We start from the raw sequence: 15,099 nt of genomic DNA, 5'->3' as shown, positions 1-15,099 counted from the left end.
CATCTTTTATTTAGTGATTTTTTCTAGAAAAACTTTTGATTTGCAAAGAATTGGTGTAGGCTAAGTTTTTGTAGCCTGAAATAGGTTTACTTCGGTTAAATTTTTGACCGTCCTATTCCAGTTTTAGGTTCTAAATATTGGTATCTGTCTTCTACGCGTTAGCCCTAACTTTTGCGTGGGAATCAGATAAAAGAGATTGAAGGTCTACAAATGTTGACTAAAAAGACCATTGCCGCATTCGCTGCTGGCGTCACTTTAATTTCTGGTTTTGCTTTTGCAACCCCAGCAATGGCTGATGCTACTTCGCCATTGAATACTGCTGATCCATTGAGCTACGATTCTGCTACAAGTTCTGAAGCTTTTGCAGATCCAGCTCCAGCTCCTGCTCCTGCTCCAGCTCAGCAGCCTGATGCTCCAGCTGCTTTAGTTGCAAATCCAAAGACTCGCACATACATGAATCATTTGGGCACTGTAGTTTACGAGCCAGGAACTACCCCACTTTACGACGAAGCTTTGTCTGGAAAGTTCGATACTCCAGCCACTCCAGCTCCTAAGTACACTAAGACCAAGAGGCTTCCTAAGACCGGTGCTGCAGTAGCTTTGGTTGCTGTTGCTGCTTCTGCTATTGCAGGCTTGGGTGTTGCTCTTCGCAAGTTCCGCCATTAATGCGTAACTAATGAATAATTGAAAAGTTAAAAGGTGTAAGTTGTTTAATTTGCGCCGTTTAATAACATACTTTGACGTGTGGTGTGAAATCGTTGGTTTTGCGCCGCACGTTTTTATTTTTGCTTAGAACTCATAAATTGGGAATACATACAATAATTGTTATACAAATAATGCCGAGAGTACTTCTCCCGGCATTATTTATATAGGTTATACAATAAAAAACACGGCAAATGTGGTTACCAGCCAAAACGCTCGCACTATAAGCGCTCGCTTACGAAACTCGCGTTGGAAGTCCACTGGACTTCCAACCTAAGCGAGTTTCCGCTCCGAGTTGCTTTCGCGCGCTAAATCGCAGCGCTCAAGCAGTCGTCGCGCACGTTTGGAGCGCCAAGCCAGCCACAACCCTCCAAACGCGGGAAACGTCGCGCACATTTGGAGCGCAACACAAGCTCAATTAGCACCAACCTGATTCCCATACTCTCTAACCATCGCACTACGAGTAACAACCCACTGCTTTCCGTACTTTTGAGCATCAACGCCCTTAACAAGCTTCTTATACGACACCGCTTTCCTAAGAGTCGACTCGCTTAAATTCCACAAATCGCTCGCATCTGCAAAAGACATTAAATTGTCAAATGGCGTTTTAATCCGCTCTCCATTGTTCCACAACTCGTCGCACGAAATATCTAAATCATCATTCCAAACAATGCCGTATCCGCCAGTATCTACAACGACTTTATTAAACAACTCTTCGTCTTCCAAGGCCTTAAACGCTGGAAACTTGCGCAGCAGATTACGCACATCATATTCTTTAAAAGTTCCGTTTACAAAATGCACGAGGAGCCTCATATTTGCACACGCTTTTACATCTTTAATCTTGTGGAAGTTCATAACCTCTCCTTTGTCACTATTGCTAAAATCACTATTTCTAAAATCACTATTGCCAAACGCTCCGTCTTTGCCAACCCTACTAACGCGCTAATGCAATAATTCTTCTGGCTAATCTGCTTAAGGCGATTAAAAACTTAAAGCGTACTGGCAAATTAACTCAGCGGTTCTATTTTCTTAAATTCTTGAGTGTTCCACATAGTAATCAACTCGTCTTTATGAAATTTTATCCATTCAATCACCATGCACTCTGCGCGCTTTGGCAAATATCCGTCAATGACTTTGCATAACTGAATATCTAGAGCAGCAACATAGTTGCCATAGATAGCATGAATATGCGGCGGATTATGCTCTGCACTTGCAAAATACATTCGTATAACAATCCCATAAAACCTTGAAATTACAGGCACATTCACCCCTCTTTCTTTTTTCTAAACGTTAAATCATGCCGATAATTATATCACGATACAGTGATATTTGATGTATGCTAACCAGCTTGAATATTGCTTACGAAGCGAGGTGCGGCAATAAAATCCGACCAAAACGACAACAAACGCCAGTAAAAATACACGGCAAATGTGGTCAGCCAATGCAGAAACGACAACAAACGCCGGAAAAGTTGCGCGCGTTTGGAGCGCTAAAGTAGCTCAAACACTCCAAACGCGAGATAAATTCCCCACGTTTGGAGCGATACATCACACCAAACTCTCCAGATGCGAGATAAGTTCCCCGCGTTTGGAGCGATAAAGTAGCTCGAACACTCCAAACGCGAGAAAAGTTGCGCACGTTTGGAGCGATACGCCAGACCAAAGCTCGCACTATAAGTGCTCGCTTACGAAACTCGCGTTGGAAGTCCACTGGACTTCCAACCTAAGCGAGTTTCCGCTCCGAGTTGCTTTCTCGCGCTAAATCGCAGCGCTCAAGCAGTCGTCGCGCACGTTTGGAGCAAAAAAAAACGGGGACTGACGAATCAGTCCCCGGATTTGTTAGTAAAGTAAATTACTAACAAACACAAGATATAAAAGCTAGGTGATTGCTAGGAGTCACATGCTACAGGCCTTTCGCCCCAAGCTTTACGTTATGAGCCTTTCGCTCTAGGCCTTTCGCCATAAACGTTCAGCAAAAGCTTTTCGCTCGAAGCAGAAGACTAGAAGCAATTCACCTTGCTAGCCTTAAGCTTAGTGGCGGATCTTGCGAAGAGCAGCACCCATACCAGCAAGCACGGAAGCAGCAACAGCAGCCAAAGCTACAGCAGCACCGGTCTTAGCCAATGGAGCAGCAGACTTCTTAGCATCAGCCTTCTTAGCATCGTTCTTCTTAGAAGAAGTTTCCTCAAGAATCTTCTTGACTTCCTGGCCGAACTTGCCAGACAAAGCTTCGTCGTAGAGAGCCTTAGCGCCTGGAACCTGTGGGAAGTTCTTGGACAATGGGTCAGAAGTTACAACTGGTGGGAGCAAAGCTGGGTTTACACCGTTGGCAACAGCCTCGTTGTAAATAGCCTTGTAGTCAGCCAAAGCCTTGTTGTAAGCGTCAACTGCAGCAAAAGCCTTGGTAAGAGCATCCTTATACTCAGCAGTAGCCTTAGCAAAAGCAGCGGTTGCGCGAGTTACATGAGCTTCGGCGCGAGCCACAGCGTCGCTCAAACGAGTCTGGGTAGCAGAATCGTTTACACCAGAAGCCAAGAATGCGTTAAGACGCAACTTAGCGTTGTCAAGATCGTTGACACGAGCCTTAAGTTCTGCAGTGGCAGCAGCAAGAGCAGCAGTCTTATCCTTAAGAGTTGCCTTTGCGTGAGCCAAAGCATCATCAGCGTCGTCAAGCATCATCTTAGCAAAACGAACCTGGTCGATGAGAGTGTGCTGAACATCCTTGCCCTTTGGAGTTGGGGTTGGATCCTTATGCTCTGGATCCTTATGCTCTGGATCAGCAGGCGTGCACTGAGCCTTAGCAAGAGCATCCTTGGCATCCTGCAACTCATCCTTAGCATCCTGCAACTCATGCTTAGCATCCTTCACACCTTGCTCAGAAGGATCATCACCAGCGGACAAATCTGTTGGATTATCGTCTACAGAGTCCTTAGCAGTAGCTTTAAAAGGCTGGGTCTTATCTGCAGTAGTAAACGCCTTAGCAGCCTTACCAGCCTTAGCAAAAGCTTCTTTAAGAGCTTCCAACTGCTTTGGAGTGGTGTCATCCTTCTTATCGCCAGTCTTAGCATCATTGTAAGCCTTAAGGGCATTGTTGTAAGCATCTGCTACAGCCTTCTTAGCTGCGTATGCTTCCTTCTTTGCATTAAGGTCATCCTTAGCATCAGCAAGAGCATTTTCCTTCTTGGAAACATTACGCTCTGCAACAGTAACAGCATGCTTAAGCTCAGTGAGCTTAGCAGCATCAGCTGGCTTGCATTCTTCCTTCTTAGGAGCTTCTGTCTCAGCAGCGAAAGCTGGAGCGGCGAATGCCATACCGGAAAGAAGTGTGGCGCCAGCAGCGAATGCGGCGATAGCCTTCTTATTCAACATAATATTTTCCTTTCTTCTTCTCCTTCGTGCTAGGTACACGAAGAAAAATTTGCCATTTGCGGTTTCCCGCGCGCACCGGTGGAACTAGGGATTTCACCGGTAGCTGAGTTATAACTTACAGCATACTCTCAGAAAACTCAACACCTGTGTTCAAGTTTTATACCCACAAATGCTGCGAATTTTTGATAAATTTTCTGTTTTTGCGTTAAAAAGGCGAAATATTTACGGCTTTGATATGGATTTTGCGTAAAAGTTACAAGACACGCCGTAACCAGAACTTTTTAATACTTTTCTCAGGTTTCTTTAAGGTTTGCATTATTACGAAAGAATCGCGCGCTTTTACAGGCACGGCCCACATTCACGCAGTTTGCATTCGCAGCTTGCTGCATTCACACAGTTTGCTGCAATATTCGCACGGAATGGTTCACAGGTCCATGGCCGCACCCATGCCCTCGCTCACCCCCGCGCTCGCCGCCGCCCTCACTTCCACGCCCAACATGCAATTCACTTCCAGCCGCAATCGCCTCTCGAAGCCACGCAGTCGACCATTCAAGCGCGCGCATCACAGTATCGTGATCGCTCAAATTCTTTCCCTCACGCAAAGCAAGCCCAATTTTCGTAGCAAGTGCGGAAGAAAGCGAGCAGCCAGTTCCGTGAGTTGTGCTTGTTTCAACACGCTCGCTTGGTACGTGTTGCGCGTATCCATCCGGAAAAACCGCAGTATTTCCAACATCTTCGCCAGTTAAGTGCCCGCCTTTTACAATCGCAACAACGCTATTTTTTGCAGCCAACTCGCGCGCCTGGCTGCAAGCTTCCTCAAAGTTTTCCGCAACTGGCAACTTACACAAAGCCGCCAATTCCGGCACGTTTGGCGTCACAACATCAACGCAGCTTATAAACTTGCGCATCGCATTTTCGGCACTCGCCTCAAGCAAACGCTTGCCGGAAGTCGATATCATCACCGGATCTAGCACGCTTACAGGAACCGGATTATCACGCATCCAATCGCCCATAGCCTCAATATATTCAGCGCAGCCAAGCATACCGATTTTTAGCGCATCAACCGTAACATCGTCGTACACGCACGAAAGTTGAGTGCGGAAAAAGCTGACCGGCGGCGTAAACACTTCGCGCACTTCGCAAGTGTTTTGCGCAACCAAATTAGTTGGTATGCACATGCCGTAACCGCCTGCAGCCATGATTGATTTAAGATCCGCCTGAATCCCGGCTCCGCCCGTTGGGTCTGTGCCAGCCACGCTTAAAACGCGCGGGATGATTGGATTTGATTGCTGCGTAGACAATTCCGTATGCTGCTTACTCGATACTTGCGTCATACTTTTATTATATTGCGCAGCCGGCAAGTTTGGACTTACGCGAACGCTATAAGTCCAAACTCATCCGCAATTACACACAACAGACTATACGTCAGCGTCGAAGCCACTTAAACAATCCGCCGCAGCGCAGCACTTCAGCCGAAGCATCGCAGTGCTTGCTGTCGGTTAGTGCGCCGAAACCGTTGCCGCTAAGCACCGAGCCAAGCCATCCGCGCCTACCGAACGCGCCGGTGGAAATCGCCAGCGCCAACAGCACACCGAACATGAAGCTGAACCATATTGCAGCCTGACCGCCGCTGTAAGGCAGCGCAACCGGACGAACCAAGTATCCGAAGCTGAAGTATCCGACTAAGTGACCTACGTTATTGTTGTCACTAAAGCCGTCGCTCTCATTATCGGACTTATCTTTTGCGTGTCCGTACAAAGCGTACTCAACTCCACTGCCGTCAATCTTTAGATTCTTGAACGCCGCAGCATCTACGGAGCCATTATTGCCCATTATTGACTTGCAGCTATTAAAATCAGTTGTGCCGCCAATCTTATTGACTTTGCATGCAACCAGGCTAAGGTTGCTGAGTCTAGAGAAGCTATCGTAGTCGTCGTGAACATCCGCAAACAGAGTCTTTCCACTCTCCTTGCTTTGAGACTTCGAAACTTTTCCGTCCTTGTATTCCACAGGATTACCCTTAACCGTGAGCTTAGAGTAGTCCTTCTCATCCATTGCTACAACGTAAGGATTCTTAGCATCTGTGTGCCCACTTAGAAGCGATCCTGCAGTTGCTGCAACAGTTGGCTTCTCGTTATCTACAGGAATCAGATACACAGGCATTACAAATTCGTAATTGGCATCGTTATTCCAGCCGCCGTCTTTACCTCGCGTTTTATGAGTATCACCAACCCAGCTATCGCCATATGTCATAATAATCGATAAGCCATTATCTGGATTCTTAAGAATCTTATGGCCGATTAAGCTACTGTTGATTGCGCCAGACCTACCCCATGCGCCAATCCTAGCGAAGTTGGTAAGCGAAAGACCAGTATTACTACTCTCAGACGTTACGCCAGAGCTATTAGGAATAGAATATCCACCGCCGGTACCGCCCTTTGAAATCATATCTATGACGTTTACATACCAAGTTTCTTTAGCAGCACCACCATTGTCGTTATCAGCGCCGTTAGCACCAGACCTATGGTCTTCAGATGGATTATACGTATAGAAGTGCGTACTCCCATCAAAGCTGAAGCCGTTTCGATTGTGCTCGCCATCAACCTTATCGCTACCTCTTACTTCTGGAAGCAAGGATGGCTGGCAATCAGCAAACGCCCAATCACTTCCATCAACATAGTTTCCACACTCGTTTTCTGGGTGCAAAGTACTGTTACGCTTAAGCTTCAACGCAGATTGCAAATCATTAAGCGTAAAGTTGCGCTTAGTTGAAGCATTGTACAGATACAGAAGAGACTTCTTATCTTGCGAAAGAACAAATCCTGGATCATACGGACGACCATCTACGCGCAGAGCCTTATCGCCCTTAGTTTCGTCGAAGCTAGTAGGCGCATCAGATAAGTAGTCTGCAGCACCGTTACTATCACCACCATGCTCACTATCTACGTTTTGAGGTGCACGCAATCGCACAAATCGCGTAATCTTATTTTCTCTCGGATTTGGCACAAGTACGCGGCTTCTCCAGCCTCGAGTCATAACAGCAACGTCTTGTATCTTTCCTACTTGACGATCACCATAGTCAGGAAGATTCAAAGGCTTATGGTCATTGTCCATAGCATTATAGTCATACTTCCTAAAAGTCACCATAGTTCTACCAGGATCTAGCCTTGGATCCTCATTCGTAACGATTTCGCTATCGTTTTGAAGCCAAATTCCCTTCTTTGGTTCGCCCGCAAAGTTGTTTTCGCTGCGCAAATCCATTCGTATTGCGCGCTCCTCGTGACCACTTAGAAGCATCGGGTGTATTTGCACTATTTGACGCTTCATAGTAACACCGAAGTACACGCAGTCGGACGGCTTCTTCAAACCAGACCAGTTGTCTGCGCTCCAGTAATCCGGACGGCATACTTCGCTAGGCTTTTCTTTTGCGTAAGCCATTGGCAGCACGTCAAGAGTATCTTCTGAACTAGCGTCGTCTTTGTAGGAGTTTTTATCTTTTGCAGCGCGACCTTTTGCATTTTTACCTTTTGCAGCACGCGTATTTCCGCTGTTTCTGCTATTTCCGCCGCTTCGATTACTTCCGCCGCTTCTTGCAGTCTTATTTCCGTCCCTATTAGGCGAATCATCGGAAAGATCTTCAGGGCTTCTAACACCAGGCATATACGTCCATGGGCCAACTTCAAGACGGCTGCGTGCTCGAACCACGCTTCCTGGAGCTAGGTAACCACTAGGGAATGTTATAACAGCATTACCCTTATCATCTTGATTAAGCGTTACTTCATTCGGCTTGGAAGTACCAGCGCATACACTCCACGATTTATCCCAGCACACGGAAATTGTTTTACCAATGCTGGTTTCTACGTCAGGCTCATTTGAACTTGTAGCAGATCCAAAAAGACCATTAACAGCAACAGGCTTTTCAAGCTCTGAAGCAGGGTGATAGTAAACTACCATTCTTTTAGCTCCATAGCCTGATTTAACTACAACTTTATAATCGCGATTTTGTGAAGAACCATCTTTGCTGAGCCAGCTATCATACTTTGCAAATTCATCACTTTTACCATCGTACGCAACAACAGATGGTTTCACCATGTCTGTCCACGTAGCCTTAAAGCATCCAACAACAGTTTTTGCACTTTGCTTTCCAGCACTATCTGTAGTTTCAGCATACATTGTAAATACAGTTTGCTTATTTACACTTGGATTGTCTAAATCTGTGCTTCTGTATTTTTCAACAAACCTTCTAAGCAAATGTTTATTCGTAACGCCGTTACTAACAAACTTCAGCATTGGACTAGAAGTTTTACCACTAGAATCCTGAATATTATTCGCTTGAATATACACATTCAGATTATTAACCAGCACTTTACTGTTTATACTATTCGGGTATAAAGTAACGTATTTCCTATTAAAAGCACGGCCTTGCACCCACTTGCGATCACCTTTGCCTGGTTCGTACTCATTGAAATCATCGTCTAGCTTTAACGCTGAAGGCAAATTAATCGTAGCCTTATCAGCTTCATACCAAGCTTTCGTATTATTTTCATAAATTTTCTTATCAAGAGTAATAACATCATCATCAATTGTATTGCAGTTATTCACATCGCCGTTAATCATGCATCTTCCGTGAATATCCCACGGCTTACCGTCCCACTCCTGATAACTCTTCGCACTAATAGTCGGCTTCTCATTATCAACCGGCATAAACCACACGTTTATCACGTTCGTTGTGTTATCTGGCGTCTTACCAGGATCACGAAGCAGAAGATCGTTCGTAACCTGACCATTATTCACATAAAGTTGCGCATGCATAAACGGCCTGTTATTTGCGTATCCCTCAGGCTTCGAAGTACCTTCACCGTACGCGTCGTAGTCGTTCATAGTGTCAACATCAATATTCTTAGTTATAATGTCGCCAATATTTTCGCCATCCGCTTGACCGTTCAGATCTTCACCGCCAGGCATAAGGAAGTCCTTGTGAATAGCATATTCACTAACATACTTATCTTCACCAGCATGCTGACTACCCTTATTTTCAATAAGCCTATCTGTAATATGTACTTCACTTCCGTTCTTCATATTTACAGAAGCATTGTAAGAGAATGAAGAACGATCCATAATAAATTCTTTAGGCGTATACTTAACTAAATTAAGCTTATTTCGCCACTGGCACGTACCTTCTTGCGCAACACCGTTATGAGAAGCAATAGATGCAGCACATGTATTGTCATGCACAGCGTAACCTAATCCATTATCGACTGCCATAGGGTACGAACCATTCCATGCGTCAAATTGCCTATTATCCGCCGCGCTCATAGGAGTTAGAGAAGGCTGCGGATTATTTTCATCTTTCGTATTGATACTAGGCGTACCTTTTACAAGCTTTAGCACATCCTGAAGGTTTAACGGCTTACCATTGCCGCTCTTGCGGTATGAGTTTATGTTCCACTTGTACACAAAGTATTGCGTGCCAAACTTCTGATTTCCATGCAATCCGTTTTGCGGCCCGTCAAATCCAGGATCGTTTCGCCCGTCAACACTTTTCTTGTTGTTGTCTACTAATCCCCACGTATAGTCCTTACGCATATCAACGAAGCGCGTCACCTTATGGTCAATCGGGTTAAGCGTAGTCTCGTCATCAGCTTCCAACTTTTTGAAAGAAAGCTTCTTTTCGGCATACTTCTTTTCGGAAATTTCTCCTAGCTTGCCAATACCAGTAACACCACCTAAGCACAGCTTCCACTTCTGATCCGTCTTCGACTGGCATGAGTATTGAGGCTTATTCTCACCATAAGCATACTTTGCTGTAGTTTTTGCAGGATTAAAACCGTTATCGTATTGGTCATAAGTATCGTACTTATTTTCACCTTTAACGCCAATTTCTTCCTTGCGGTAGCCGAAGATTCGCTCGTTCCGCTTATCATGCCTCATCCAAGAAAGCATTGCCACGATTTCGTTATTATTAAGCTCAAACGGGTTCACTTGCACTAAGCCGTTTGGCCACGCAATATCGAGCGGAAGCGGGTCGGACTCTTCGTAATCCTGAAGATTGCCTGGCTCCATAAGCTTCCAAAGTTTATCTTGACGCCAATCTGGATTATTTTCCGGCACAGAGTAAGTGTCTACGTAAATTCTGGAACCAATTTCCGCAAAGTATTCCGGAATCGTAATATTTCCAGTTACAGGATCAAAAGTTATTTCGCACCTGTCGCCGCCGTTAGCTGTGCAACCCTTGATATGGTCTCCAAGATTTGCTGTAATAATGCGCTTACTAAATTCTTCACGCCATTGATCGTTATTCATTCCAACAGAACGATCTTCGCCTTCAGCATCTCGATCCTGACCCTTAGATTCTTCCGACTTAGCATCTTTAGAATCTTCAGCGTTCTTGGAGTCATTTTTATCGGAAGACTTGCTATCTTTACTGCCTTTGTCATCCTTGCTTGCGCTACCATTTTCGGACGTTTTAGCAGCATCGCTCTGCTTGATACCGTTATTTACTTCAGATTTTTGTGTATTTTCTTTCTTAGAAGAATCGCTTTCGTTTAGAACTGCAAGCTTTACGCTACCGCGCCTTCCCGGAACATTGCGCTTCTTAGCGTTCTTCTTAGTCACTTTAGTAATCTTCAAAGAAGCAGGCTTGTTGCTAGTTTGAGACTTATTAGTCTGCTGCTCCTGCTGCTTATTTTCTGACTTCTGCGACTTCTGCTGCTGACCTTGTTCCTGCTTACCCTGCTGATTTTGGGTAGAGTTCTCCCCAGGTTTAGCATTTTCAGTCTTTTCGTTATCAGCTTTAGCCTTGTTGTCAACTTTCGCCTTATCGCCAGCTTTATTCTTATCGTCAGCTTTAGATTTATCTTTATCCTTGCCATCAGCCGACTTGCCATCAGCTGCCTTATCGCCAGCCGCGTCTCTGTCCTCTAAAGCAGACCTATCTTCAGCAGACCTATCCTCAGCAGCCCTAGACCCATCCGGTCTTGCAGCATCATTATTGTGGTTATACGTATTAACCTGATGCCAAAGATCAGTCTTCTTATTACCGTCTCGCTGAATAACAATGCCGTAGCAGCTTCCATCATTCGGGCACATCGTAAAGTAGTTATGATCCTTCTTAGGAGCTTCCTTACCGCGCGCCCAAATGCGTACCATAATCGAACGCACGCGCTTATCTTCATCCCAAGGATTCACTCGCCCAACATAATGCCCATTCGGCTTCTTATCCCACCAAACGTTTGGCAAACCGTAACCAGGAGATACAATAATCAGCCTAAGTTTCTTTATTACGGAATTACCTGCAGCATCCCAACCGTGGAATATCAAATCATGCACACCATGATTTCTATTCTGATCGCCCACTAATACTGTAGGAGAACCCTCATCTTTAGAATTATTGCTGTTAATAACCCATCCAACTTGATCCGTCGGACTATCAGATTCACCATTTTTATGAATGAACTGATCGTAGCTTATAGTAGTAAAATCGCCGCAACCACGATTATCACAATCATTCTTCTTATCACGATTAGTCGTAATCATATCGAAATCATTGCGCACAACGACTTTTTTACCATCAAAGAATCTCTTATTTTTATCGTTAGTAAAGTAGTCAGTAGCTTCCTTCGGCTTCACACCAAGCAAAATCCTCTTATCGTCATGACCTTTAACCCAGAACTTAATTTTGCTATTAACAGGAATCTTCAAACCATCAGATGGAACATCAACAGGATCCCCATTATTCACGCTCACTTTTACATCCAACGTTGGCTTCTCATAATCAACGTACGGGAATACAACAGGTATAACAGTAGTCGAATTATCCCAGAACGTAATCTTTACGTACTTTACAAACACGTAATTTGGCAAAACTTTAGGATTCTTGCCATCCTGCAACTGAGCACTATACTTGTTTCGCATCCAGTTTCTGTAAATACGCTTGATTTTAGCCAAGACTTTCGTCTGCAATTCTTGCTTTACAGGATCGCCCGGCTTCAACTCCTTACCGTCATCACCAGTCTTAGGAGCGTTACTTACAAACCAAACATTACGCTTAGTAGCATTTTGCGCTTTAGGCCAGCATTCAGGCATACTGTCTTCACGATCCTCACCCATAGCTGCACGATCGTTGTTTGCAGCGGAAGCATCGTCACTATCTACGGATCTAAATTGAATAGAAGACCTAGACTGACCGGTAATTTTATCCTTGTATTCGTCAAGAATCTTAGAATGGCCGCAAGGATTTACAACGCTGACAATAGGCACTTTAGCAGCAACGCTTAAATCAGCATCCTGAAGAGTATTCGAGCGAGGCTCATCACCCCACTTATCCGTCCACTCAGCTTTATAAACAGCAAGATTCTTAAGAGGAGTATTAGAATCTCCATCCGGATTACTAGTCAAATAGCTCGCATCAAGCGGATAATCGTTTGCCTTTGAACCCTTCTTCTGTTTTATGGAACCATACCTATGCCTTGTACCATACTCATCCTTATTAACAGGCGGGAACAAGTTAGGGTCGAAAGCCATTACCTGCTTATACAAGTCGGAACGTTTACCAACAAAATTCACAAATCCAGCATTATTATCACGATCATCAATAATAAGAGGATTAGGAAGCGGCTGATCGTAAGAATAATACTTAGGAGTCTTGTTATTTTCGTCATATTCCTCAGTTTGCAAAGGCTTAAACACGTCTGCTTGCGTAATAACCCTATACCACAAATCCTGAGTTTCGCTCATATGATACGTTCTATCGTTATATCTAAGCTCAAGCTTATGCCTTCCAGGAGTTGAATCCTTCGTATTATGGTCGTTCATACCAGGATTACGGAACCACTGATTGCCTCTAGCATAGCCGTTATTTGGAGAATAATAATCAGGCAATAAGCGTATATCTTCACTCTCGTTCATAAGACTTGAAGATCCCAAAGGCTGATTTACTATTCCAAGTAACACACTAGAGAATGAAATAAGCCTGTTCCTAAGATAATTACCGCTGTCACTGTTGTACGGTCCCAAACCAGTACCCTTAAGGAAGTGGTATCTAGGAGCCTGAATATCCATAATTCGCGGCGCACCATACCACTGCTGATGCATTACAGTGTACATGTAAAGGTTAGCGTCACGACCAAAATTAGTCATGGAATATTTACTGGCTTTAGTAACACCAAACGGATCAGTAGCACCATAAAAACCTTTGCTCTGTCTCTTACCGTAGTAAGATCCTGCAGCGTAGAAGAATGAAAAGTTTTCACAACCCGTGCCATCGCCCTTGTTAGCAGTGCAATATGCGTCGTTTTTATTCGTAGAAGTTGTAGTAGTGAAGTGAATCTTATACGTATAAGCAATTTCGCCAGGCTTAATATTGTTCACAAAACTAAATACGCGCTGCGTGTCATCTTTTATAGATCTATAAAGATTTTGCACAAGAGCAACATAAGCAGGACTATAACCTCTGCTATAGCTTCCTTCAACTTTAGGAACAACTCTAAGATCGCCTTCATCCAAAGCACCATAGCTACTGGATCTAATGCAGTCCAAACCTGTGCCATCACGGCACCAACCAATAGCTTCAGTACTACCCAAATCCTCAGTTGTTACAGCATCCGGAAGAATCCTAGAATAATTGCCATTCTTACTGTCGTCAGTGCCACGCATCTTATTCCAAGCTGCAACTAAATCGTCTCCAGTATCAAAATCGTTACCGTCAGTTTTAATGCTGCATAAACCGTTAGGATTATCCCAAGAAAATGAGCAAGTTTCGCGAGGAGGATTATTGTTGCCTTGCTTCTTCTTATACAAAGCAGTAGCTTCCCTGCCACTGTAAAGAACACGCTGAATATACTGCCTTCCGCCTTCACTACCCTTGTCTAGGATCTGACCTTTTGGAATCGTAAAGTAATCAAGAGCAGCACCAGCGCCTTGAGTACGGCCGCCAGCGTTAAAAATAACATCCCACACGAAGCCGCCGCCGGAAAGCTTAGGAGTACGCTTTACAAACACGAAATCTGCAGTGTCATCTATAGGCAAGTTAATTCTGTCGACGCCGGAACCCTTATAATTAAAGGCCATGTTGCGTAAACGGCCCATAATAAAAGTGCCCTTAGGGTATGGAGTGAAGTAAGTTGCGCCGTAATGATCCGTGCCGGAAGGATCTTCAGGCACAGGACCGTTCTCGTAGTGGCCGCGAGGTCTCGTTGCTGCACTAGCAAATTGGTCACCCGATTCCAAGTTGTATCCAAGACTATTAACATCCAAATCGTGGCCGTTAGTGGCGCGCAAACCAGCTCCGTCGCCGTCAGTAGTAATACATGCACCTAAAGCGTAATCCTTGTTGCATCCAGGGCGATACACTTCGTAAGATTCACGAGCTGTGTAATTCTTAGCGTCGCGGTTTTGTGCTTGGGCTTGAGCTTCTTTGGCAGCGCGCTCAAGAGGTGACATGTTTTGAGAAGCGTAATTTGAATCTGCGCTTGCAAAGCTTAAATCTTGCGCAAACGGATTGCTTTCGTTTACAAATACTCGATGATTGCCGAAACTCTGTAATGAGGAAAGGTCAGAGGACGCGTATGAAGACGAGGAGAACGATTGATAGGATGCAGAGGCGGTGGAATTAGCGGAATTGGCGGAATTAGAAACCGACTCAGAACCAGAATCAGAATCTGGACTTGCGGAAGTATTTACGGAAGTATTTGCGGAAGGCTTGTTAGCAGCTTTGTTAGAAGCCTCGTTAGCAGTATTAGCGGAAGTCTCAGAAGATGAATTAGCACCATCCGCCGCAACCGCAGTTTCAGCAGTCAAGCAAACAGGCAGCCACATAGCCACAGAAATAGCGCACACCAGCACTGTCTTAAGCGCACTAGGGAAAGCGCTAACGAGCGCACGATACGCATGCTGATCCGCGCGCTTAGCCGCACGAACAGCCGCACGAGTTGCGCACTGGGTCAACTGACCTATGCGAACAAGAACGTTTAGCATAATCGTCCAAATACTCTTCATAATTCCACCTGTTTTACATTGTTTTACGCGCTTT

6 protein-coding genes are annotated in these 15,099 nt (G+C 44.8%); 1 reads left to right on the top strand and 5 read right to left on the bottom strand.

Going from position 1 to position 15,099, the window contains the following annotated elements:
- Window positions 1-210 precede the first annotated feature (210 nt).
- Entirely contained in the window at window positions 211-666 is a 456-nt protein-coding gene (locus ACLD5M_RS03110) for a hypothetical protein (protein WP_375169069.1), read from the top strand.
- 450 nt (window positions 667-1,116) lie between these two features.
- Here the strand turns inward: ACLD5M_RS03110 and ACLD5M_RS03105 are convergent, their stop codons facing one another.
- The 5 genes from ACLD5M_RS03105 to ACLD5M_RS03085 form a co-directional block, all read right to left on the bottom strand.
- The gene (locus tag ACLD5M_RS03105) at window positions 1,117-1,557 is read right to left on the bottom strand and encodes a DUF2442 domain-containing protein (protein WP_375169070.1); all 441 of its coding nucleotides are present in this window, start codon (window positions 1,555-1,557) and stop codon (window positions 1,117-1,119) included.
- A 152-nt stretch (window positions 1,558-1,709) separates the two neighbouring features.
- Window positions 1,710-1,964: a DUF4160 domain-containing protein gene (locus tag ACLD5M_RS03100; RefSeq protein WP_165844139.1), complete on the bottom strand. Its 255-nt coding sequence runs from the start codon at window positions 1,962-1,964 to the stop codon at window positions 1,710-1,712.
- Between the two features lie 768 nt (window positions 1,965-2,732).
- Window positions 2,733-4,070 (bottom strand): hypothetical protein, encoded by a 1,338-nt coding sequence (locus ACLD5M_RS03095; RefSeq protein ID WP_410314586.1) that lies wholly within the window; start codon window positions 4,068-4,070, stop codon window positions 2,733-2,735.
- A gap of 389 nt (window positions 4,071-4,459) precedes the next feature.
- Window positions 4,460-5,404, bottom strand: a complete 945-nt coding sequence (thiD, locus tag ACLD5M_RS03090) for a bifunctional hydroxymethylpyrimidine kinase/phosphomethylpyrimidine kinase (protein WP_410314585.1) — start codon at window positions 5,402-5,404, stop codon at window positions 4,460-4,462.
- Between the two features lie 91 nt (window positions 5,405-5,495).
- Window positions 5,496-15,065 (bottom strand): hypothetical protein, encoded by a 9,570-nt coding sequence (locus ACLD5M_RS03085; protein ID WP_410314584.1) that lies wholly within the window; start codon window positions 15,063-15,065, stop codon window positions 5,496-5,498.
- Between the last annotated feature and the right edge of the window lie 34 nt (window positions 15,066-15,099).

The sequence above is a fragment of the Gardnerella sp. Marseille-Q9185 genome (assembly GCF_046508745.1).
GTDB classification, from domain to species: domain Bacteria; phylum Actinomycetota; class Actinomycetes; order Actinomycetales; family Bifidobacteriaceae; genus Bifidobacterium; species Bifidobacterium greenwoodii.
This window is presented reverse-complemented; position numbering and strand designations above follow the sequence as displayed.

What these genes read in the sequence shown, in the direction of transcription:
- thiD (WP_410314585.1), bottom strand. Translation starts at nt 5,404, where the DNA reads ATGACGCAAGTATCGAGTAAGCAGCATACGGAATTGTCTACGCAGCAA.
- ACLD5M_RS03085 (WP_410314584.1), bottom strand. Translation starts at nt 15,065, where the DNA reads ATGAAGAGTATTTGGACGATTATGCTAAACGTTCTTGTTCGCATAGGT.
- ACLD5M_RS03105 (WP_375169070.1), bottom strand. Translation starts at nt 1,557, where the DNA reads ATGAACTTCCACAAGATTAAAGATGTAAAAGCGTGTGCAAATATGAGG.
- ACLD5M_RS03110 (WP_375169069.1), top strand. Translation starts at nt 211, where the DNA reads ATGTTGACTAAAAAGACCATTGCCGCATTCGCTGCTGGCGTCACTTTA.
- ACLD5M_RS03095 (WP_410314586.1), bottom strand. Translation starts at nt 4,070, where the DNA reads ATGTTGAATAAGAAGGCTATCGCCGCATTCGCTGCTGGCGCCACACTT.